Source organism: Paracidovorax konjaci, assembly GCF_900112675.1.
GTDB classification, from domain to species: Bacteria; Pseudomonadota; Gammaproteobacteria; order Burkholderiales; family Burkholderiaceae_C; genus Paracidovorax; species Paracidovorax konjaci.
This window is the reverse complement of the sequence record NZ_FOMQ01000004.1, coordinates 35,846-55,548: the sequence shown is the minus strand read 5'-3', so window position 1 is coordinate 55,548 and position 19,703 is coordinate 35,846. Positions and strand designations below refer to the sequence as shown.

General features: G+C 69.5%; 15 protein-coding genes. 9 read left to right on the top strand and 6 right to left on the bottom strand.

Annotated elements, in window-relative coordinates:
- Positions 1-33 precede the first annotated feature (33 nt).
- Complete coding sequence (locus tag BM144_RS06775) at positions 34-3,720, bottom strand: hydantoinase B/oxoprolinase family protein (RefSeq protein WP_092950551.1); 3,687 nt, start codon at positions 3,718-3,720, stop codon at positions 34-36.
- A gap of 163 nt (positions 3,721-3,883) precedes the next feature.
- Between BM144_RS06775 and BM144_RS06770 the strand changes: the two genes are divergently transcribed.
- The 6 genes from BM144_RS06770 (at position 3,884) to BM144_RS06745 (ending at position 10,252) form a co-directional block, all read left to right on the top strand.
- On the top strand, positions 3,884-5,719 hold the full coding sequence (locus tag BM144_RS06770; RefSeq protein ID WP_092950550.1) for a M14 family metallopeptidase: 1,836 nt from the start codon (positions 3,884-3,886) through the stop codon (positions 5,717-5,719).
- 216 nt (positions 5,720-5,935) lie between these two features.
- The gene (locus tag BM144_RS06765; protein ID WP_092950549.1) at positions 5,936-6,934 is read left to right on the top strand and encodes a TRAP transporter substrate-binding protein; all 999 of its coding nucleotides are present in this window, start codon (positions 5,936-5,938) and stop codon (positions 6,932-6,934) included.
- A gap of 7 nt (positions 6,935-6,941) precedes the next feature.
- On the top strand, positions 6,942-7,475 hold the full coding sequence (locus tag BM144_RS06760; RefSeq protein ID WP_092950548.1) for a TRAP transporter small permease: 534 nt from the start codon (positions 6,942-6,944) through the stop codon (positions 7,473-7,475).
- A gap of 102 nt (positions 7,476-7,577) precedes the next feature.
- A complete protein-coding gene (locus BM144_RS06755; protein WP_175525966.1) occupies positions 7,578-8,894 on the top strand; it encodes a TRAP transporter large permease in 1,317 nt (438 codons plus the stop codon).
- Between the two features lie 34 nt (positions 8,895-8,928).
- On the top strand, positions 8,929-9,309 hold the full coding sequence (crcB, locus tag BM144_RS06750) for a fluoride efflux transporter CrcB (protein ID WP_092950547.1): 381 nt from the start codon (positions 8,929-8,931) through the stop codon (positions 9,307-9,309).
- Between the two features lie 79 nt (positions 9,310-9,388).
- Complete coding sequence (locus BM144_RS06745) at positions 9,389-10,252, top strand: LOG family protein (RefSeq protein ID WP_092950546.1); 864 nt, start codon at positions 9,389-9,391, stop codon at positions 10,250-10,252.
- Positions 10,253-10,327: 75 nt separating this feature from the next.
- On the opposite strand, the gene BM144_RS06740 is transcribed toward BM144_RS06745, so the two are convergent.
- The 4 genes from BM144_RS06740 to pncB form a co-directional block, all read right to left on the bottom strand.
- On the bottom strand, positions 10,328-11,527 hold the full coding sequence (locus BM144_RS06740) for an MFS transporter (RefSeq protein WP_092950545.1): 1,200 nt from the start codon (positions 11,525-11,527) through the stop codon (positions 10,328-10,330).
- Position 11,528: 1 nt separating this feature from the next.
- Positions 11,529-12,953 (bottom strand): DNA recombination protein RmuC, encoded by a 1,425-nt coding sequence (locus BM144_RS06735; RefSeq protein WP_092950544.1) that lies wholly within the window; start codon positions 12,951-12,953, stop codon positions 11,529-11,531.
- A 121-nt stretch (positions 12,954-13,074) separates the two neighbouring features.
- A complete protein-coding gene (locus BM144_RS06730; protein ID WP_092950543.1) occupies positions 13,075-14,055 on the bottom strand; it encodes a 2-hydroxyacid dehydrogenase in 981 nt (326 codons plus the stop codon).
- A gap of 85 nt (positions 14,056-14,140) precedes the next feature.
- Positions 14,141-15,349 (bottom strand): nicotinate phosphoribosyltransferase, encoded by a 1,209-nt coding sequence (pncB, locus tag BM144_RS06725; RefSeq protein ID WP_092950542.1) that lies wholly within the window; start codon positions 15,347-15,349, stop codon positions 14,141-14,143.
- A 329-nt stretch (positions 15,350-15,678) separates the two neighbouring features.
- Here pncB and ggt point away from each other — a divergent pair, with 329 nt between their 5' ends.
- Positions 15,679-17,688: a gamma-glutamyltransferase gene (gene ggt / locus BM144_RS06720; protein WP_092950541.1), complete on the top strand. Its 2,010-nt coding sequence runs from the start codon at positions 15,679-15,681 to the stop codon at positions 17,686-17,688.
- A 102-nt stretch (positions 17,689-17,790) separates the two neighbouring features.
- On the opposite strand, the gene BM144_RS06715 is transcribed toward ggt, so the two are convergent.
- Positions 17,791-18,279, bottom strand: coding sequence for an acyl-CoA thioesterase (locus BM144_RS06715; protein WP_092950540.1), 489 nt, complete (start codon positions 18,277-18,279; stop codon positions 17,791-17,793).
- 214 nt (positions 18,280-18,493) lie between these two features.
- Here BM144_RS06715 and BM144_RS06710 point away from each other — a divergent pair, with 214 nt between their 5' ends.
- Positions 18,494-19,072 (top strand): phasin family protein, encoded by a 579-nt coding sequence (locus BM144_RS06710; protein ID WP_092950539.1) that lies wholly within the window; start codon positions 18,494-18,496, stop codon positions 19,070-19,072.
- 245 nt (positions 19,073-19,317) lie between these two features.
- On the top strand, positions 19,318-19,590 hold the full coding sequence (locus BM144_RS06705; protein ID WP_092950538.1) for a (2Fe-2S)-binding protein: 273 nt from the start codon (positions 19,318-19,320) through the stop codon (positions 19,588-19,590).
- Positions 19,591-19,703: the final 113 nt, after the last annotated feature.

Below are 19,703 nucleotides of genomic sequence, written 5' to 3'. Positions count from 1 at the left end.
CTATTCAATGGATACGTCGGCATGGAGGGTCTTTTACCCTGAATCCGGCGATCCGAAGCCCCCGCCGCCCGGCGTGTGGATCTCGAACACGTCGCCTGGCTGCATGGGGGCCTGGCCGATGTGCCCCAGCACTTCCACCTTGCCATGAGCGCGCACCACGCGGTTGAGCCCCGGCTGGCCCGCGCTGCCACCCGCCATGCCAAACGCGCCCGACTGCCGCCCGTTCGAGAGGATGCCCGCCATCATCGGCTCCAGGAAGCGGATGCGCCGCACGCCGCCGTCTCCGCCCTTCCAGCGCCCGGCCCCGCCCGAGCCCGCGCGCAGAGCGTAGCTCTCCAGCCGCACCGGGAAGCGGAACTCCAGCACCTCCGGATCGGTGAGGCGCGAATTGGTCATGTGGGTCTGCACCACGCTGGTTCCGCCGAAGCCGTCCACCAGCGCGCCCGCATCGTCGAACACGCCGCCCGCGCCGCTGCCGCCGGCGATGGTCTCGTAGTACTGGTGGCGCTCGTTGCCGAAGGTGAAGTTGTTCATGGTGCACTGGCTGGCGGCCGAAACCCCCAGGGCGCCAAGCAGTGCGTTGGTGATGCAGGTGGAGGTCTCCACGTTGCCGGCCACCACCGACGCCGGTGGCAGCGGGTGCAGCATCGAGCCGGGCGGGATGACGACGCGCAGCGGCTTGAGGCAGCCCGCGTTGAGCGGGATGTCGTCGTCCACCAGCGAGCGGAACACATACAGCACCGCCGCCATGCACACCGCCGTGGGCGCGTTGAAGTTGTTGTCCTGCTGCGGGGAGGTGCCGGTGAAGTCGATCACCGCGCTGCGGTCGGCCGCATCGATGCGCACCGCCACCTGGATGCGGGCGCCGTTGTCCAGCGGCAGCGTGAAGCCGCCTTCGCGCACGCGGGCGGCGAGGCGCGTGATCGCGCGGCGCACCGACTCCTCGGCGTTGTCCTGCACGTGGCGCATGTAGGCCTGCACCACGGGCAGCCCGAACTGCGAGACCATCCGGCGCAGCTCCTGCACGCCCTTTTCGTTGGCGGCGATCTGCGCTTTCAGGTCGGCCAGATTCTGCTGCGGGTTGCGCGCCGGGTAGTCGCCGCTGGCCAGCAGCGCCAGCATCTCCGCTTCGCGCAGCACGCCGCCCTCCACCAGCTTCACGTTGTCGATCTGCACGCCCTCTTCCTCGATGCGCGTGGAGAACGGCGGCATCGAGCCCGGCGTGGCGCCGCCCACGTCGGCATGGTGGCCGCGGCTTCCCACGTAGAAGGTCGGCCGCGCGCCGCTGCCTTCCGCATCGCCGCCGAGGTAGACCGGCGTGATGACGGTGATGTCGGGCAGGTGCGTGCCGCCATGGTAGGGATCGTTCAGCACGTAGACGTCGCCGGGCCGCATGCGCGCGGCGTTGCGCGCGATCACGGTCTTGATGCTCTCGCCCATGCTGCCCAGGTGCACGGGCATGTGCGGCGCATTGGCGATGAGCTGGCCTTCGGCATCGAACAGCGCGCAGGAGAAGTCCAGCCGCTCCTTGATGTTGACCGAGTGCGCGGTGTTCTGCAACTGCAGGCCCATCTGCTCGGCGATGTTCATGAAGAGGTTGTTGAAGACTTCCAGCAGCACCGGGTCCACCGTGGTGCCTGCCGCGTGGCGCCGGCTGCGCTCCGCGCGTCGCTCCAGCACGAGGTGGTCCAGCGCGGTGAGCGCCGCCTCCCAGCCGGGTTCCACGACGGTGGTGGCCGTGGGCTCCGCGATGATGGCGGGGCCGGGCACCACGTCGCCGGGGCGCAGGTCTTCGCGCACCACCAGCGCGGCATCGTGCCAGCGGGGTTCGCCGTCCGCGCCTTCGGTGTAGACACGCACGGTGCCGCGGCGCGGCGCCTCGCGCGGCGGGTGCAGCGCCTGCCGCGACTCGGCCGGTGCGTCGCCCGCCAGCACGGCCTCCACCGACACCGCCTCCACCACCAGCGCGCGGCCCGGCATCAGGAAGGCGAAGCGCTGCCGGTAGGCGGCCTCGAACGCGGCCACCACGCCGTGCGGCGCGCCGAACGGCACGGCCAGCGCGGCGTCGGAGCCAGCGTAACGCACATGCACGCGGCGGTGCACGGCGATGGCGCGGCCCTCGCCGCCACCCTCGGTGCCCTTGCCAAAGCGCTGCGCTTGCAGCTCGGCCTGCGCCTGCCCGGCCAGCGCATCCAGGGCCGCGGCCACCTGGGGCCACGCGTGCGCCTCCAGCGGCACCTCCACCGCCTGTTCGCGGATCACGCCCTGGTCGGCCAGCCCCATGCCGTAGGCCGAGAGCACGCCCGCGAGCGGATGCACGAACACGCGCTGCATGCCCAGCGCATCGGCCACCAGGCACGCATGCTGCCCGCCCGCGCCGCCGAAGCACTGCAGCGTGTAGCGCGTCACGTCGTAGCCGCGCGCCACGGAAATCTTCTTGATCGCATTGGCCATCTGCTGCACGGCGATGCGGATGAAGCCGTGGGCCACCTCCTCGGGCGCGCGGCCGGTGCGCTCCGCCCAGTCGCCGAACCGCTCGCGCACCACGCCGGCATCGAGCGGCGCATTCGCGGCGGGCCCGAAGACGTGCGGGAAATGCGCGGGCTGGATCTTGCCCACCATCACGTTCGCATCGGTCACGGCCAGCGGGCCGCCGCGCCGGTAGCAGGCCGGCCCCGGGTGCGCGCCCGCGCTCTCGGGCCCCACGCGAAAGCGCGCGCCGTCATACCCCAGCAGCGATCCGCCGCCAGAGGCCACGGTGTGGATGCCCATCATCGGCGCGCGCATGCGCACCCCGGCCACCTGGGTTTCGAACTCGCGCTCGAACTCGCCCGCGAAATGGCTCACGTCGGTGGAGGTGCCGCCCATGTCGAAGCCGATCACGCGGTCGAAGCCCGCGCCCTGCGCGGTGCGTGCCATGCCCACGATGCCGCCCGCGGGGCCCGACAGGATCGCGTCCTTGCCCTGGAAGCGCCGCGCATCGGCCAGCCCGCCGGAGGACTGCATGAAGTAGAGCGGCACGCCGGGCATCTCGGCCGCCACCTGGTCCACGTAGCGGCGCAGGATCGGCGAGAGGTAGGCATCGACCACGGTGGTGTCGCCACGCCCGACGAACTTCATGAGCGGGCTCGTCGCGTGCGACGCGCTCACCTGCGTGAAGCCCACCTCGCGCGCGATGCGGGCCGCCGCCGCTTCGTGCGCCGTGAAGCGCCAGCCGTGCATGAAGACGACCGCCACGCTGCGCAGCCCCGCATCGAAGGCCGCCCAGAGCCGCTCGCGCAGGTGCGCCTCGTCCAGCGGCTGCTCGACTTCGCCGTGCGCGCCCACGCGCTCCTGGGCCTCGATCACGCGGCTGTAGAGCAGCTCGGGCAGCACGATGCGCCGGTCGAAGAGCCGCGGCCGGTTCTGGTAGGCGATGCGCAGCGCATCGCGAAACCCGCGCGTGGTCACCAGCAGCGTGGGCTCGCCCTTGCGTTCCAGCAGTGCATTGGTGGCCACCGTGGTGCCCATCTTCACGCACTCCACCCGCTCGGGCGTGACCGGCGCACCGGCATCCAGCCCCAGCAGGTGGCGGATGCCCGCCACGGCCGCGTCGCGGTACTGCTCGGGGTTCTCCGAGAGCAGCTTGTGCGTCGCGAGGGATCCGTCGGGCCTGCGACCCACGACATCGGTGAAGGTGCCTCCACGGTCCACCCAGAACTGCCACGTGTTTCCTGCCATGCTTCGTCCTTGCGTCGAATTCCAGTCTGCGGCGCGCGGTGTGCGCACGCGCGGCCATCGGTTTCCATAATGTAGGGCGCCCGGCACCCTGCGCCCGGCATCGTGCTTTGCAGGGTCCGTGCCCGCCCCGCCTCGTTCCGCACCGCCGCCCACCACACGCCCCATGACCTCCTGCGCTCCATCCGACACCACCGTCCTGCTCGACGCCACCGAACCCCGCACGCTCGATACCTGGATCGACCGCTTCACCCAGCCCGGCTGGCAGGGCCGCTTCGTGGAAGGCTGGCTCTTCGAAGGCCCGGCCGAGCGCCGCGCGGCCGAGCAGCGCCTGGCCGCGGCCGGCGTGCATGCGCGGCTGCGCAGCGCCTACAAGCCGCTCGTGCACTGGTTCCTGGAAGAGCTGCCCGCCGGCCCCGGCGGCGGGCGCCCCGTCTCGGTGCAGGTCCGCTACCCGGTCCACCCCGGTGCGGGGCCGCAGCGCTTCCTGCTGGAGGCCTACCCGCTCGCCGCGCTGCTGCCGGGCTGCGAACTGTCGTTCGATGCCGGCGGGGACGATCTGCACTACGACGTGGCGCTCCGCTTCGGGGACGGCACCCGCCAGTCGCACCGCGTGTTCGCCCCCAACCAGGTGCGGCCCGACGTGCTGGACACGCCCCAGCTCTCGCCCACGGGCTGGCTGCGCGCGGGCGGCTCGGCCGGCGCGGCCGACCTGCTCGACGCCGCGCAGGACACCGAATTCGAGCGCCTCTTCTGGCGCGCCATGGAGGCCGTGTGGGCGCATCCGTGGCCGCGGCAGGAGCCGTATTTCGACCGGCTCGACCTGCGCGTGGACCTGCCCGGCTACGAAGTCCCGCTGGACCTGCCGGGCGAATGCGTCAGCACCTTCGAGGCCCTGCACGAAGACTTCTACTTCGGGTTGCTCGAATTCTTCCAGCGCCACTCCGGCCGCCCGCCGGGCGACCGGCGCCTGCAGCCGGGCCAGCTCGTGCCCGACATCCGTCCCGCCGCGGCCGGTGCGCCGCCGCGCGTGCGCGTGGCCATGCGCCCCTTCGACACCGCCGCGCAGGATGCCGCCGCCTGGGCCGATACGGATGCGGAGCTGCCGCTCGACGCCATGGGCAAGGCCCCACCCCCCTCCCGCATCGCCCGGGAGCTGCAGCAGTGGGGCGGCGAGCCCTTCGGCGCGCAGTCCCGCCAGGGCCGCGCGGTGTGGGGCCGCTACCTGCGCGGCACCGCGGCGCCGGTGTTCGTGAGCGGGGGCCAGCACGCCAACGAGACCTCGGGCGTGGTGGGCGCGCTGCGCGCGGCCCGCGCCCTGGCCGCGCAGCCCGGCGCGCACATCGCGCTGCTGCCGCTGGAAAACCCCGACGGCTACGCACTGCACCGCGAACTGGGGGCGCACCATCCGCGCCACATGCAGCACGCCGCGCGCTACACGGCCCTGGGCGACGACGTGGAGTACCGCGAAGCCAGCCTGCCCTACGAGCGCGAGGCCCGCGAACAGGCGCTGGCCCTCTCCGGCGCGCAACTGCACGTCAACCTGCATGGCTATCCCGCACACGAATGGACGCGGCCGCTCACGGGCTACGTGCCCCGCGGGTTCGGCCAATGGACCATTCCCAAGGGCTTCTTCCTGATCCTGCGCTACCACGCGGGCTGGGAGGCGCCAGGCCGTGCACTGCTCGAACGCGTGGCCGCCGCGCTGCAGGAAGTGCCGGGCCTGGTCGATTTCAATGCGCGCCAGATCGCTCTTTATGAGCGCCATGCCGGGCCGATGCCCTTCGAAGTGCTGCACGGCACGGCCTGCACGCAATCGGAAGTGCCGCGCGGCGCCCCCGTGACGCTCATCACCGAATTCCCCGACGAAACCGTGGACGGCGACGACTTCAGGTTCGCCCACACCGCGCAGTGCGCGGCCGTGCTGGCGGCCGTGCGTGCCTGGCAGGACATCGTGGCGGAACGCGCCCCCGACGGCCCGCCGCCGGCAGGAACGCGGTAGGCGGTATCGGCCGGCCCGTGCACGGATCGGTGCCCGGCTCTGGCACGGGATGTGCATAGCGCATGCACGGCACTGGGGGCATCCGGGTCGCACCCGAGGGTCCCTGCACCGGCACCGCGCGTACATTCGATGCGCCCCTCGTGGGACGTGTCGGCGTTCGCACGGCGCCGGCCTGCCCTGCCCCTTCTGGTCGATTCCACTTCTCCGGAGCACACGATGAAGCGTAGAGCCGTTCCCCTCTTTGCCCTGGCCCTGGCCGGCGCGCTGTCCGCAACGTCCGCCTTCGCGCAGGCCCGCTGGGACCTCGCGGCCGCCTATCCGGCGACGAACTTCCACACCGAGAACCTCATGCAGTTCGCCAAAGAGGTCGAATCGGCCACCGGCGGCAAGCTGCGCATCACGGTGCACGCCAATGCCTCGCTCTTCAAGGCCAACGAGATCAAGCGCGCCGTGCAGGGCGGGCAGGCCCCGGCGGGCGAGATCCTGCTGCCCAACTTCGAGAACGAGAACCCGGTGTACGGCGTGGACGGCATCCCCTTCCTGGCCACCTCGTATGCCGACTCCCGGCGCCTGTACGAAGCGCAGAAACCCGTGCTGGAGCGGCTGCTGGGCGCACAGGGCCTGCGCCTGCTCTACACCGTGGCGTGGCCGCCGCAGGGCATCTACACCAAGAAGGAGATCGCCTCGGTGGCCGACCTGCGCGGCATCAAATGGCGCGCCTACAGCCCGGCCACCGCCAAGATCGCGGAACTCATCGGCGCGCAGCCCGTGACCATCCAGGCGGCCGAGCTGTCGCAGGCCATGGCCACCGGCGCCGTGGAGTCGATGATGACCTCAGGCTCCACCGGCTACGACAGCAAGCTCTACGAAAGCATCAAGTACTTCTACGACACCCAGGCCTGGCTGCCCAAGAACGCCGTCATCGTGAGCCGCAAGGCGTTCGACGCGCTCGACAAGCCCGTGCAGGACGCGCTGCTGAAGGCCGCGGCCGATGCCGAAGACCGCGGCTGGAAGTCGAGCGCCGAGAAGAACGACTGGTACAAGAAAGCCCTCACGGACAAGGGCATGAAGATCCTGCCGCCGCCGGCCAAGCTCACGGCCGACCTGCGGCAGGTGGGCGACGTGATGCTGGCGGACTGGCTCAAGAAGGCGGGCCCGGACGGCGAGGCCATCATCGCGGCCTACCGCAAGTCCGTCCCGGCCGCCGCGAAGTGAGCCCCGCATGCGGCGCTTCCTCGACCGGCTCTACTTCGCGGCGGGCGCGCTCGGCGCCACCTTCGTCGCGCTGATCTGCGTGCTCATGGTCGCGCAGAGCGTGCTGCGCGAGATGGGCGTGCGCACCGGCGCGCTCAACGACGTGGTGGCCTGGTTCTGCGCCGCCGCCGCGTTCTTCGCGATGGCCCATGCCTTCAAGCACGGCGATTTCGTGCGCGTCACGCTGCTGCTGGAGAAGCTCCCGCCGCGCACGCGCCACGCGTTCGAACTGGTCGCGCTCGCCATCGGCACGGTGGCCACGGCCTACCTCGCGTGGTCCGCCTGCCTCTTCACCTACGAGAGCTGGGAGTTCAACGACGTGGCCCAGGGCCTGCTGCCGCTGCCCATGTGGATCCCGCAGCTGAGCTTCGCACTCGGCTCCGTGCTGCTGCTGGTGGCCGTGGCGGACGAGCTGCTCATCGTGCTGCGCGGCGGCAAGCCAACCTTCGTGCGCGCGGTGGACGAACGCCACGCCCGCGGGGATTTCTCCGCCGACATCTGAGGGCCTGGCGGCCCCTCCGCCCGCCTGCCCGCCTTTCCTCGTCCTTCTCTTTTCCGAGCAACCCCGCCGGCGCCTTGCACGCGCGGCAGAAAGACCTGTGCCATGGACATCCTGCTGGTGGGCGGCATCCTGCTGCTCCTGATGATCGTGCTGCTCGCGGGCGGCGTCTGGATCGCGATGACGCTCGCCATCTGCGGCTGGGTGGGCCAGGCGTTCTTCACGACCACGCAGCCCGGCAAGAACCTGTTCTCGGCCTTCTGGGAAAGCAATGCGAGCTGGGAACTGGCCGCGCTGCCGCTCTTCATCTGGATGGGCGAAATCCTGTTCCGCACGCGCCTCAGCGAAGAAATGTTCGAGGGCCTGCGGCCCTGGCTCAACCGCGTGCCGGGCCGGCTCATGCACACCACGATCCTGGGCTGCGGCATCTTCGGCTCGGTGTCGGGTTCGTCGGCCGCCACCTGCGCCACGATCAGCAAGGTGGCCCTGCCCGAGCTGCTGCGGCGCGGCTACGACGAGCGCCTCGCGCTCGGATCGCTCGCCACGGCGGGCACGCTGGGCATCCTGATCCCGCCCTCCATCACCATGGTGGTCTACGCGGTGGCCGCCGATGCATCGATCATCCGCATCTTCCTGGCCGGCTTCCTGCCCGGGCTGCTGCTGATGCTGCTGTTCTCGGGCTACATCGGCTGGTGGAGCCTGCGCCACCCCGACCGCGTGCCGCCCGCCGATGCGCCCACCACGCTGCGCGAGAAGATCCGCCGCTCCGGGCAGCTCATCCCCGTCACGGTGCTGATCGTGTTCATCGTCTGGGTGCTGGTGGCGGGCTACGCCACGGCCACCGAATGCGCGGCCTTCGGCGTGGTGGGCTCGCTGGGCCTCGCGCTCTGGAGCCGCTCGCTCACCTGGAAGAACTTCTCCGAAGGCCTCATGGGCGCCACGCGCACGAGCTGCATGATCATGTTCATCCTCGCGGGCGCGGCCTTCCTCACCAAGACCATGGCCTTCACGGGCATCCCGCGCGAACTGGCCGAATGGGTGGATGCGATGCACCTGCCGCCCTACGCGCTGATCGGCGTGCTCACGCTGGTCTACCTCGTGCTCGGCACGGCACTGGACGGCATCAGCATGATCGTGCTCACCAGCGCCGTGGTGCTGCCCATGATCCAGAAGGCCGGCTTCGACCTGGTGTGGTTCGGCATCTTCATCGTGCTGCTGGTGGAGATCGCCGAGGTCACGCCGCCCGTGGGCTTCAACCTCTTCGTGCTGCAGAACATGACGGGCAAGGACAGCAACACCATTGCGCGCGCCGCGATCCCGTTCTTCGTGTGCCTCGTGGTGTGCATCGCGCTCATCACCGTTTTCCCGCAGATCGTCACGGTGCTGCCGGACCTCGTGATGGGCAAGGACGGGGGCGGCTGAAAAGCACGGCCGCGTGTCCTGAGATACTCCGGGGATGTGGCTGCACATCACCGTCATCTGCCTTGCCGCCTGCGTGGGCGCCCTGATGCGCTGGGGTTTCGCGCTCTGGCTCAATCCGGGCGGGGCGATCCCCTGGGGCACCCTGGCCGTCAACCTCATCGGCGGCTACTGCATCGGCGTCGCGCTCGCGGTCTTCACGAGCCGCCCGGACATCGATCCGGCCTGGCGCCTGCTGATCGTCACCGGCTTCCTGGGCACGCTCACCACCTTCTCGAGCTTCTCGGGCGAGGTGGTCACGATGCTCATGCAGCAGCGGTTCGGCCTCGCGTTCGCCACCATCGGGCTGCACCTGGGCGGGTCGCTCGCGCTCACCTGGGCGGGCATGCGCACCGCGCTGTGGTGGATGGCCCGCTGATGGATGCCCTCTCCCGCCCCCTTCCGTTTCTCTTCCGCGCTGCCACGGCCGCGCCATCTTCGTACCGCACCATCGCTTCATGGAATCCAACACCGACCTCAACGACAGCCGCCTGGCCAATGCCTGGGCCGAACTCCACAACCACGCCGTCAACGGCAACCCGCTGCACGCGGACGCCTACCGGCTCGCGTTCGCCGACCCCGAATTCATGCTGCGCCGCGAGACGCGCGGCATCCGTTTCCAGCTGGAGATGCTCAAGCCCGACCTCGGCCAGACCGCCCAGGGCATCGAGAACACCGTGGTGGTCTACGGCAGTGCCCGTTTCCTGGCCCCGGAAGACGCCGCGCAGCAATTGACCGACGCCGAGGCCAGCGGCGACGCGGCCCGCATCGCCCGTGCGCGGCTCGCCGTGCGCAACGCCGGCTATTACGACCTCGCACGCCGCTTCGCCCGCGTGGTGGCCGAATACAGCGAGCAGCGCCCGCCCGCAGAGCGCATCTACATCTGCACCGGCGGCGGCCCCGGCATCATGGAAGCCGCCAACCGCGGCGCGCACGAAGTGGGCGCGCTCAACGTGGGGCTGAACATCGCGCTGCCGCACGAACAGAGCGGCAACCGCTACATCTCGCCCTCGCTCTCGTACAAGTTCCACTACTTCGCGCTGCGCAAGATGCACTTCATGATGCGCGCCAAGGCGCTCGTCGCCTTCCCGGGTGGATTCGGCACGCTGGACGAACTGTTCGAAGTGCTCACGCTGGTGCAGACCGGCAAGGCCAAGCCCGTGCCGATCGTGCTCTTCGGCACCGAGTTCTGGAAGAAGCTCGTCAACTTCGAGGCCCTGGTCGAGGAAGGCACCATCTCGGCCGCCGACCTGAACCTGTTCCGCTACACGGACGATCCGGAAGAAGCGTGGGGCTTCATCAAGGCGTTCTACAAGCTGTGAAGCCATCCTGAGAGGCCGCGGCATTCGAACTGCCGGGTGCGGGCCGTTCTCAAGAGCGGTGTGCGGGCACGCGCTTCACGGGTGCGGTCCGGGCGCGGTGGCCTGACGGGCGCCCGCGGTTCCCAGCTTCCGCGCCGACCGCGATCCGATCCCGACGATGCCCCCCACCACCCAGAACAGCCCGGCCACGCCGATCAGCGCCCCGGCCGACCCGAACAGCACGGGCATCGCCACGCTCGATGCATTGATCGCCATGAGCCGCAGGCCCAGCGCCTCGCCGTGGCGGTGATGCGGGGTCATCTGGTGCAGCATGCTCATGATCATGGGCTGCACCGAGCCGAGCGCGAAGCCCAGCAGCACCGAGCAGGCGCCCAGCGCCCAGGCCGAGGGCAGCAGCGGATAGACCGCGAACAGCACGGCGGTGGTCAGCATCGCCCACACCACCACCACCGATTCCTGCAGCCGCGCGGCCACGATGGGCATCAGCACGCGGATGGCCGCCGCCGCGATGGCGAAAGCCCCCAGGATGGAGCCGATCACCGATGCGGAGAGGCCCCGCTCGTGCCCCAGTAGCGGCACCACGAAGGTGTGCACGTCCCAGCACGACGAGAGCAGCCAGTTCACGATCAGCAACCGGCGGAATCCCGGATCGCCCAGCAGATCCCACGCGCGCCGCCGGGGCCCGCCCTCGGCGGCGATCACGGGCGGCAGCTCCACCGTGGCACGCACCCAGAACCAGGTGGCCACGGGCAGCAGCGCCATCAGCGCGAACGCGGCGCGGTAGCCTTCGGTGCTGCCGGGCGCGGGACCCGCATGGTCGATCAGGAGGCCCGCGAAGAACGGGCCCACGAAATTGGAGACGGCCGGCCCGATGGCCAGCCAGCTGAACACGCGCCGCAGCTGGGTGGAGTCGTGCGCCGCACGGCCCACGTGGCGCTGCAGCGCGATCATGGCTGCGCCCGTGGCGCCGCCGGTCATGAGCGCCGCCAGGCAAAGCACCGGAAACACCGGCCACACCACGGCCGCCGCAGCGCCCGCACAGGCCAGCAGCACCGACCCGCCCACGGGCCGCTTCAGGCCGTGGCGGTCGGCATAGCGGCCGGCCGGCAGCGCGAGGAACACCTGGGTGAGCGCGAACAGCGCCAGCAGAACGCCGACCGCCGCCGCGCTGTAGCCCTCGCGCAGCGCCAGCAGCGGCGCCGCCAGCCGCATGCCGGTCATGCAGGCGTGGATGCAGATCTGGCCGGCGATGAGCCGCGCGAGGGCCATGTCCATCTCAGGCGGCCTCCTCTTGCGAAGCCGCTGCCGCCACGCCAAGGGTCGGCGGCGCGGCCGCCGGCGGCGCCGGCAATTCCTGCACGTCGCGCAGCCGGCGCTGGATGGCGCGCGTGCGCACGCCGACCTCGTCGAAGCGCTTGGCCGCCGCATCGATGGACTTGCGCGTGGCCTCCACCACGTCGCCGAACTTGGCGAACTCGGTCTTCACGGCGCCCAGCAGGCCCCAGACCTCGGAAGAGCGCTTCTCGATCGCCAGCGTCTTGAAGCCCATCTGCAGGCTGCTCAGCATGGCCGCGAGGTTGGCGGGGCCGGTGACCACCACGCGGCATTCGCCCTGCAACGCCTCCACCAGGCCGGGCCGGCGGATCACCTCGGCGAAGAGCCCTTCGGTGGGCAGGTAGAGCACCGCGAAATCGGTGGTGTGCGGCGGCGAGACGTATTTGGAGGAGATCTTGCGGGCCTCCAGCCGGATGGCGGCCTCCAGCGCGTTGCCGGCCGCCTGGATCGCCACCTTGTCGGCCGCATCGTGCGCGTCGAGCAGCCGCTGGTACGACTCCACCGGGAACTTCGCGTCAATGGGCAGCCATACGGGCTCTTCCTGGCCACGGCCCGGCAGGCGGATGGCGAACTCCACCAGCTCATCGCTGCCCGGCACGGTCTTGACGTTGCGCGCGTACTGGTCCGGCGCCAGCACGTTGTCGATGATGGCGCCCAGTTGCAGTTCGCCCCAGGTGCCGCGCGTCTTCACGTTGGTCATCACGCGCTTGAGGTCGCCCACGCTGCCGGCCAGCGTCTGCATCTCGCCCAAGCCGCGGTGCACCTGCTCCAGCCGGTCGCTGACGAGCTTGAACGACTCGCCCAGCCGCTGCTCCAGCGTGGCGTGCAGCTTCTCGTCGACGGTGCGGCGCATTTCCTCCAGGCGCGCGGCGTTGTCGGCCTGGATGGCGGAGAGGCGCTCCTGCAGCGTGCCGCGCAGCGACTCGGAGGTCTGCGCCAGCTCGGCGCGGAAGGCACCCAGGGCCTCGTTCAGCTCGCGGCGCGCCACCGCGGCGTCGGCCTGGGCCTGCGCGAGGCGCTGCGCCAGCTTGGCCTCGAAGGCGTCGAAGCCCTCGCGCAGTTCCGCGCGGCCCGCCCGCGCGTCGTGCACGGCCTGCGCGAGCCGTTCGTCCACGGCCCCGCGCTGCGCCTCGAAGTGGCTCTGCGTGGCATGCGTGAATCCGCGCAGCTGCTGCGCCATGCCATCCAGCGCGCCGTCGTTCTTGGCCACGGCCAGCTGGGTGGCCTGCGCCACCTGCTCCAGGCGCTGCAGGCGCATCGCCCACTCGGGAGGAAGCTCCGGCCGCGGGTTGCGCAGCAGCAGCACGGCCAGGAGCACGGCGATCAGCACGAGCATCGCGAATACGGCCAGCATTTCAATCGACATGGGTCTCGGTCCACTCCATCGCTATCAAATTAATAGCAAACTATTGAATAAATCCGGCGGCATGGAGGCTGCCGGGCTTGAAACGGCTCTACAGGCCCTGCGCTGCGGGGCCAGGCCTTCTTCAGCGCGGCCGGGGCGTGTTCACCGGCGTGAGCGGACCGCGGCCGCCGAAGAAGGCGATCAGGTTGTCGGCCGCGAGGTGGGCCATGGCCCGGCGGGTCGGCACGGTGGCGCTCGCGATGTGGGGCGTGAGCACCACGTTGGGCACCGTGAGCAGGTCGGGGTGCACCTTGGGCTCGCCCTCGAACACATCCAGGCCCGCGGCGGCGATGCGGCGCTCGCGCAGCGCCTGGGCCAGCGCCGCATCGTCCACGATGCCGCCGCGCGCGATGTTGATGAGGTTGGCCGTGGGCTTCATCTGCGCCAGTTCCGCCGCGCCGATCGCATGGTGCGATTGCGGGGTGTAGGGCAGCACCAGCACCAGGTGGTCCGCCGTGCGCAGCAGCTCTTCCTTGCCGACGTAGCGGGCCTTGCATTCGGCTTCCAGCTCGGGCGAGAGGCGGGACCGGTTGTGGTAGACCACGTTCATGCCGAAGCCGTGCGCGCCTCGGCGCGCGATGCCCTGGCCGATGCGGCCCATGCCCAGGATGCCGAGCGTGGAGCCATGCACGTCCGAGCCCGCGAACATGTCATAGCTCCACTTGCTCCAGAGGCCCTGGCGCAGGTAGATCTCGCTCTCGGTCACGCGGCGGGCCGTCGCCATGAGCAGCGCGAAGCCGAAGTCCGCCGTGGTTTCGGTCAGCACGTCGGGCGTGTTCGTGGCCTGCACGCCCGCGGCGGTGAGCGCATCCACGTCGAAGTTGTTGTAGCCCACAGCCATGTTGGCCACGATGCGCAGGCGCGGGCAGGCCGCGATGAGCGCCGCGTCGATGCGCTGGCTGCCGGTGGTGAAGGCGCCGTCCTTGTCGGCCAGCCGCGCGGCCAGCTCCGCGGGCGTCCAGATCACGTCCTCGGGGTTGGACTCCACGTCGAAGTGCTGGGCCAGCTTGTCCACCACCTCGGGGAAGATGGCACGGGCGACGAGGATGCGGGGTCGGGTCATGGAGCGGTTTCCTGCAGTGGAGGGTGAAGAAAAGGCGGTGGGAAAAAGGCGGGCGGGCAGCCCGGAAGGCGCCGCGCCGCGGAGGTCATGCGGACGCGGGCACGTCGAACACCTGGCGCAGGTAGGCTAGGTACTTCTCGTCGTCGCACATGCCCTTGCCCGGCGTGTCGGACAGCTTGGCCACGGGCTGGCCGTTGCAGCGCGTCATCTTGATGACGATCTGCAGCGGCGTGCAGCCCAGGTCGTTGGTGAGGTTGGTGCCGATCCCGAAGGCGAGCTGGCAGCGGCCATGGAACTGGCGGAACAGCTCGATCGTGCGCGGCACGGTGAGCGCGTCGCTGAAGATCAGCGTCTTGGTGAGCGGATCGACGCGGTTGCGGCGGTAATGGTCCAGCAGGCGCTCGCCCCAGGCGAAGGGGTCGCCGCTGTCGTGCCGCGCGCCGTCGAACAGCTTGCAGAAATACAGGTCGAAGTCGCGCAGGAACGCGCTCATGCCGTACACGTCCGACAGCGCGATGCCCAGGTCGCCCCGGTATTCGCGCGCCCACATCTCGAAGCCGTAGATCTGGCTGTCGCGCAGCCTCGGCCCCAGCGCCTGGCAGGCCTGCAGATACTCGTGCGCCATGGTGCCGAGCGGCGTGACGCCGAGCTTCATCGCATAGAGCACGTTGCTGGTGCCGGCGAACTGGCCCGGGCCCGCCCTGCCGTCGGTGCGGCGCTCGCCCGTGCCCAGCCGGGCGATCAACGCGCGCAGCACTTCTCCGTGCCATGCGCCGCTGAAGCGGCGGCGCGTGCCGTAATCGGCGATCTTCAGTTCGCCCAGGCCCTCGCCCTGCAACTGCGCGATCTTGGTGTCGAGCCGCTGCCGGCCTTCGGGGAAGTCGGGCGCCTTCTGCGTGTTGCGGAAGTAGACCTCGTTCACGATCGCCAGCACCGGGATCTCGAAGAGGATGGTGTGCAGCCAGGGCCCGGCGATGCGGATGTCGATCTCGCCGGTGGGCAGCGGCGTGACGGTGATGTATTTCTCGTTGAGGCGGAACAGTCCGAGGAAATCGACGAAATCGCTCTTGATGAATCGCAGCGACCGCAGGTACAGCAGCTCGGCGTCCTGGAACTGCAGGCTGCACAGCGCCCGGATTTCCTCGCGGATCTCCGCCGCGTAGGGAGCGAGCTGCACGCCCGGATTGCGGCACTTGAAGCGGTACTCGACCTGCGCCCCGGGAAACTGGTGGAGCACCACCTGCATCATGGTGAACTTGTACAGGTCGGTGTCGAGCAGGCTGGTGATGATCATGGCGGAGGCATCGGCACGGCGCGGCGCCGGGAGGCGGTGGCGCGGAGAGAGGGGGAGCTGCTGGGGCCGCGGAGCGACTTGGGCATTGTGTCACCAAGCGCGCACCTGCGTGGGGCACGCGCGTGGTGCAGAACTTGCAATCCCACAGAGGTCCTGCACGCCCCCTGGTCCGTTCCAAGCATTGCGCAGGTTCCGCTGCACGGACCGCATTACCGGCAACGAAAGCGAGCCCTGCGCCGCAGGCGCATATGCTTATGCGGCGCCGACGGCGCAACACGCGCTTACATTGCATCCCCGTTTCCGTTTCCTTCACAAGAAAGTGTTTCCGGATGAATCCACTCTGCACGTCCCAAACCCCTTCCCTGGTCCGGCCCGCCTGGAGCTTCACCGCGGTACTGACCGCCGCCTTGCTGGCGCTGGCCGGCTGCGGCGGCAGCGGTGGCGGCAGCGCCTCCGCGCCGGTCAGCACCGACGGCGCCTGTGCCGTCACGAGCGACAGCGGCCTGGTCACCGTCGGCTCCGGCCTGCCCGGCGACCCTGCAGCACCCGAGCCGGCTTCCGGCTACCGCGTGGGCAAGACCGCCGTGCATGCCAAGCAGTACATGGTGACGACGGCCAACCCGCTCGCATCGCGCGCGGGCTGCGAAGTGCTGCGCAAGGGCGGATCGGCCGTGGATGCGGCGGTGGCCGTGCAGATGGTGCTGGGCCTGGTGGAGCCGCAATCCTCCGGCCTGGGCGGGGGCGCGTTCATGCTCCACTACGACGCGGCGCAGAAAAAGGTGCAGGCCTATGACGGCCGCGAAACCGCACCGGCCGCCGCCACCGAGAACTACCTGCGCTGGGTGAGCGACACCGACCGCACCGCGCCGCAGCCCGGCGGCGCCCGTGCCAGCGGCCGCTCCATCGGCACGCCGGGCGCCGTCCGCATGCTCGAACTGGCCCACCGCGACCACGGCAAGACCACCTGGGGCGATCTGTTCCAGCCCGCCGAACAACTGGCGCGCGACGGCTTCCAGATCGGCGGCCGCATGGCGGCAGCCATCTCCGGCGCCACCACCGGTCTCTCGCGCGACCCCGAGGCCGTGGCCTATTTCTTCAATGCCGACGGCACGCCCAAGGGTCTGGGCACGGTGATCCGCAACCCCGCATATGCCGACACGCTATCGTCCATCGCGCGCAACGGCGCCGACGCGTTCTACAACGGCGCCATCGCGCAAGGCATCGTCAACAAGATCAAGGCCACGAGCGGCGGCTCGCCGGCCGTGGCCATCACCCCCGGCCTTACGGAACTGAGCGACCTCACCAACTACCGCGCCAAGCGCCGCGACCCGGTCTGCACCACCTACCGCGAATACTGGGTGTGCGGCATGTCGCCACCGTCGTCGGGCGGTATCGCCGTGGCGTCCGCGCTCGGCATCCTGGAGAACTTCGACCTCTCCGCCCACAAGCCCACGGCCATCGACATCGAAGGCGGCAAGCCGACGGTCATGGGCGTGCACCTGGTGAGCGAAGCCGAACGCCTGGCCTATGCAGACCGCGACAAGTACATCGCCGACACGGATTTCGTGTCCCTGCCAGGCGGCTCGCCCGCCCTCATGCTGGGCAAGAGCTACCTGCGCAGCCGCGCCAACCTGATCAGCACCACCCGCAGCATGGGCACTGCGGCAGCGGGCGACTTCGGCACCAGCGCCGCGGGCGTCGTGCCGATCGAGGAACGCGGCACCACGCACTTCACGATCGTCGACAAGGACGGCAACGCCGTGGTCATGACCACCACCGTGGAAGCCGGCATGGGCTCGTTCCACATGACGCAGGGCTTCCTGCTGAACAACCAGCTCACCGACTTCTCGGCCACGCCGACCGATGCCGCCGGCCTGCCGGTCGCCAACCGGGTCGAGCCCGGCAAGCGCCCCCGCAGCTCGATGGCGCCAACCCTGGTGTTCCGCAAAGCGGCCGACGGCAGCATGGGCGAATTCCTCATGGGCACGGGATCGCCGGGCGGCGGCACCATCATCCAGTACGTGGTGAAGACCGTGGTGGGCGCGCTCGACTGGGGCCTGGACGCACAGCAGGCCACCTCGCTCGTGGACTTCGGAGCCAGCAACAGCGCCACCACCTCGGTCGGAGGGGAGCATCCCAACGTCAACACCAGCAACAACGGCAACAACGATCCGCTGATCACCGGCCTGCGCGCGCTGGGGCACACGGTGTCCACCACGGCGCAGTCGAGCGGAACGGCGACCATCATCCGCGTGCGGCGCAACGGCGAGAACGTCCTGCAAGGCGGCGCCGACCCCCGCCGCGAAGGCGTGGTGCTGGGCGATACCTTCAAGCCCTGAAGTCAGGCCGGCGGCGCCCCATCGGCGGGGCCCGCCACCGGTCCGGCCAGCCCGGCGGGAGCGCGTGCGCGCCCGCCGGGCTTTTTTCCGTGGGCAGATCGTTCAGTCCGCCGCGCCCGGGGACGCCGGCACGCGCAGCGGCTCCAGCACGCGCCGCAGTACGTCGGGCAGGGCGCGCGGGCGGCGGTCGGCGCGCCCGACATACACATGCACGAAATGCCCCGATGCTGCCGACAGGGGCTCGCCTTGGGCGAACAGGCCGACCTCGTAGCGCACGCTGCTCGATCCCAGGCGTGCCACGCGGATCCCGGCCTCGATGGTCTGCGGGAAGGCCAGCGGCGCGAAGTAGCCGCACTGCGTTTCGACCACCAGCCCGATGGTCTCCCCGGCATGGATATCGAGCGCGCCCTGCTCTATCAGGTAGGCGTTCACGGCCGTATCGAACCAGCTGTAATAGACGACGTTGTTGACGTGACCGTAGACATCGTTGTCGGCCCAGCGCGTGGTGATGGCGCGGAAGACGGGGTAGCGGTCGCGGGTTTCGGGTCCACGCCGGGGCGCGGCAAATTCGGCAGAGGGCGATGCGGTCATGGAAAGATTCTGCCAGCGGCCCTTCGCACCCGGGACGCGCTGCACGGAGGCCGGTTTTGGGGAGCCGCCTCTAAAAATGCTGCAATGCAGCAAAAACGCTTGCATCCCTCGCTCAAGTTTTTAGAATCGTGTCCATGCTGCACTGCAACATGCAACGGGTGTAGCACTGGTCCACCATCCGTCCGACGAGGACAACTTCCCGAGGAGATACACCATGTCGCTCACCCCAGAACAAGTCATCGCTTCCCAAAAGGCCCACCTCGACACCCTGTTCGGCCTGACGAACAAGGCCTTCGAAGGCGTCGAAAAGCTGGTCGAACTGAACGTGACCGCCTCGCGCGCCACCCTGTCGGAAGCCGCCACCCATACCCAGGCCCTGCTGTCCGTGAAGGACGCCCAGGAACTGCTGTCGCTGCAAGCCAGCTTCTTCCAGCCCCTGGCTGAAAAGACCGCTGCCTACAACCGCCACCTGTACGAAATCGCCTCGGGCACCACGGCCGAATTCAGCCGCACCCTCGAAGCACAGGCCGCCGAAGTGCAACGCAACTTCAGCAACCTGGTGGACAGCGCCGCCAAGAATGCTCCGGCCGGCACCGAAACCGGCGTGGCCGTGTTCAAGAGCGCCGTCTCCGCAGCCAACAACGCCTTCGAATCCGTCCAGAAGGCCGTGAAGCAGGCCAATGACGTGGCCGAAGCCAACTTCAACGCCGTCTCCAACACGGCAGCCAGCACGGCCGCTACCGCCACGAACGCGGCAGCCGCCGCCGCAACGGCAGCCATCCGCAAGCGCTGAGCCCGGCGCTGCCACAGCAGTTGTCTCCTGGATCCTCTCGAACGCCAGGTTCACGGATCCATTCAAAGCCCGGCCCGCGCCGGGCTTTTTTTTGGGCCGCATGGAGCGAAGACCGATTCCGATACAGCATCACGGTTATCGTCTGGCGGAACTTCTTACAATGGGCGTATCCAATGAATTGCAAATGCGATGAATTCGCATTTATAATGATTCATCGATAAACAGCCAGCCACCACTGCCGTCCCATGATCGTTTGTGTATGCCGTCGGGTTTCTGATCGCGAGATCGCACGCCATGCGCATGCGGGCATGAGCTTCGATGAAATCCAGTTCGAACTCGGCGTTGCCACCCAATGTGGCCGCTGCGAATCGTGCGCCAGGGATGTCGTCGCACAGTGCAGTGTTTCGCATCCGGTTGCGGCCCTGCACAAGGAAGCCGCGCCGCAGACGATCCAGCTTGCCAAATCCATCATGGAGAGCAACGCATGGAACTGTTCTACGTCCTCGCTGGCAGCCTGATCTTCGTTGTGGGGTCCATGTGGTGGATCTTCCGTAAGTAAACCCCTCCTCCCTCCTGCTGGTTCTCCAGTTCACCGGCGCGTGCGGCCCCGTTCCCTGCGCCGGCAGATATC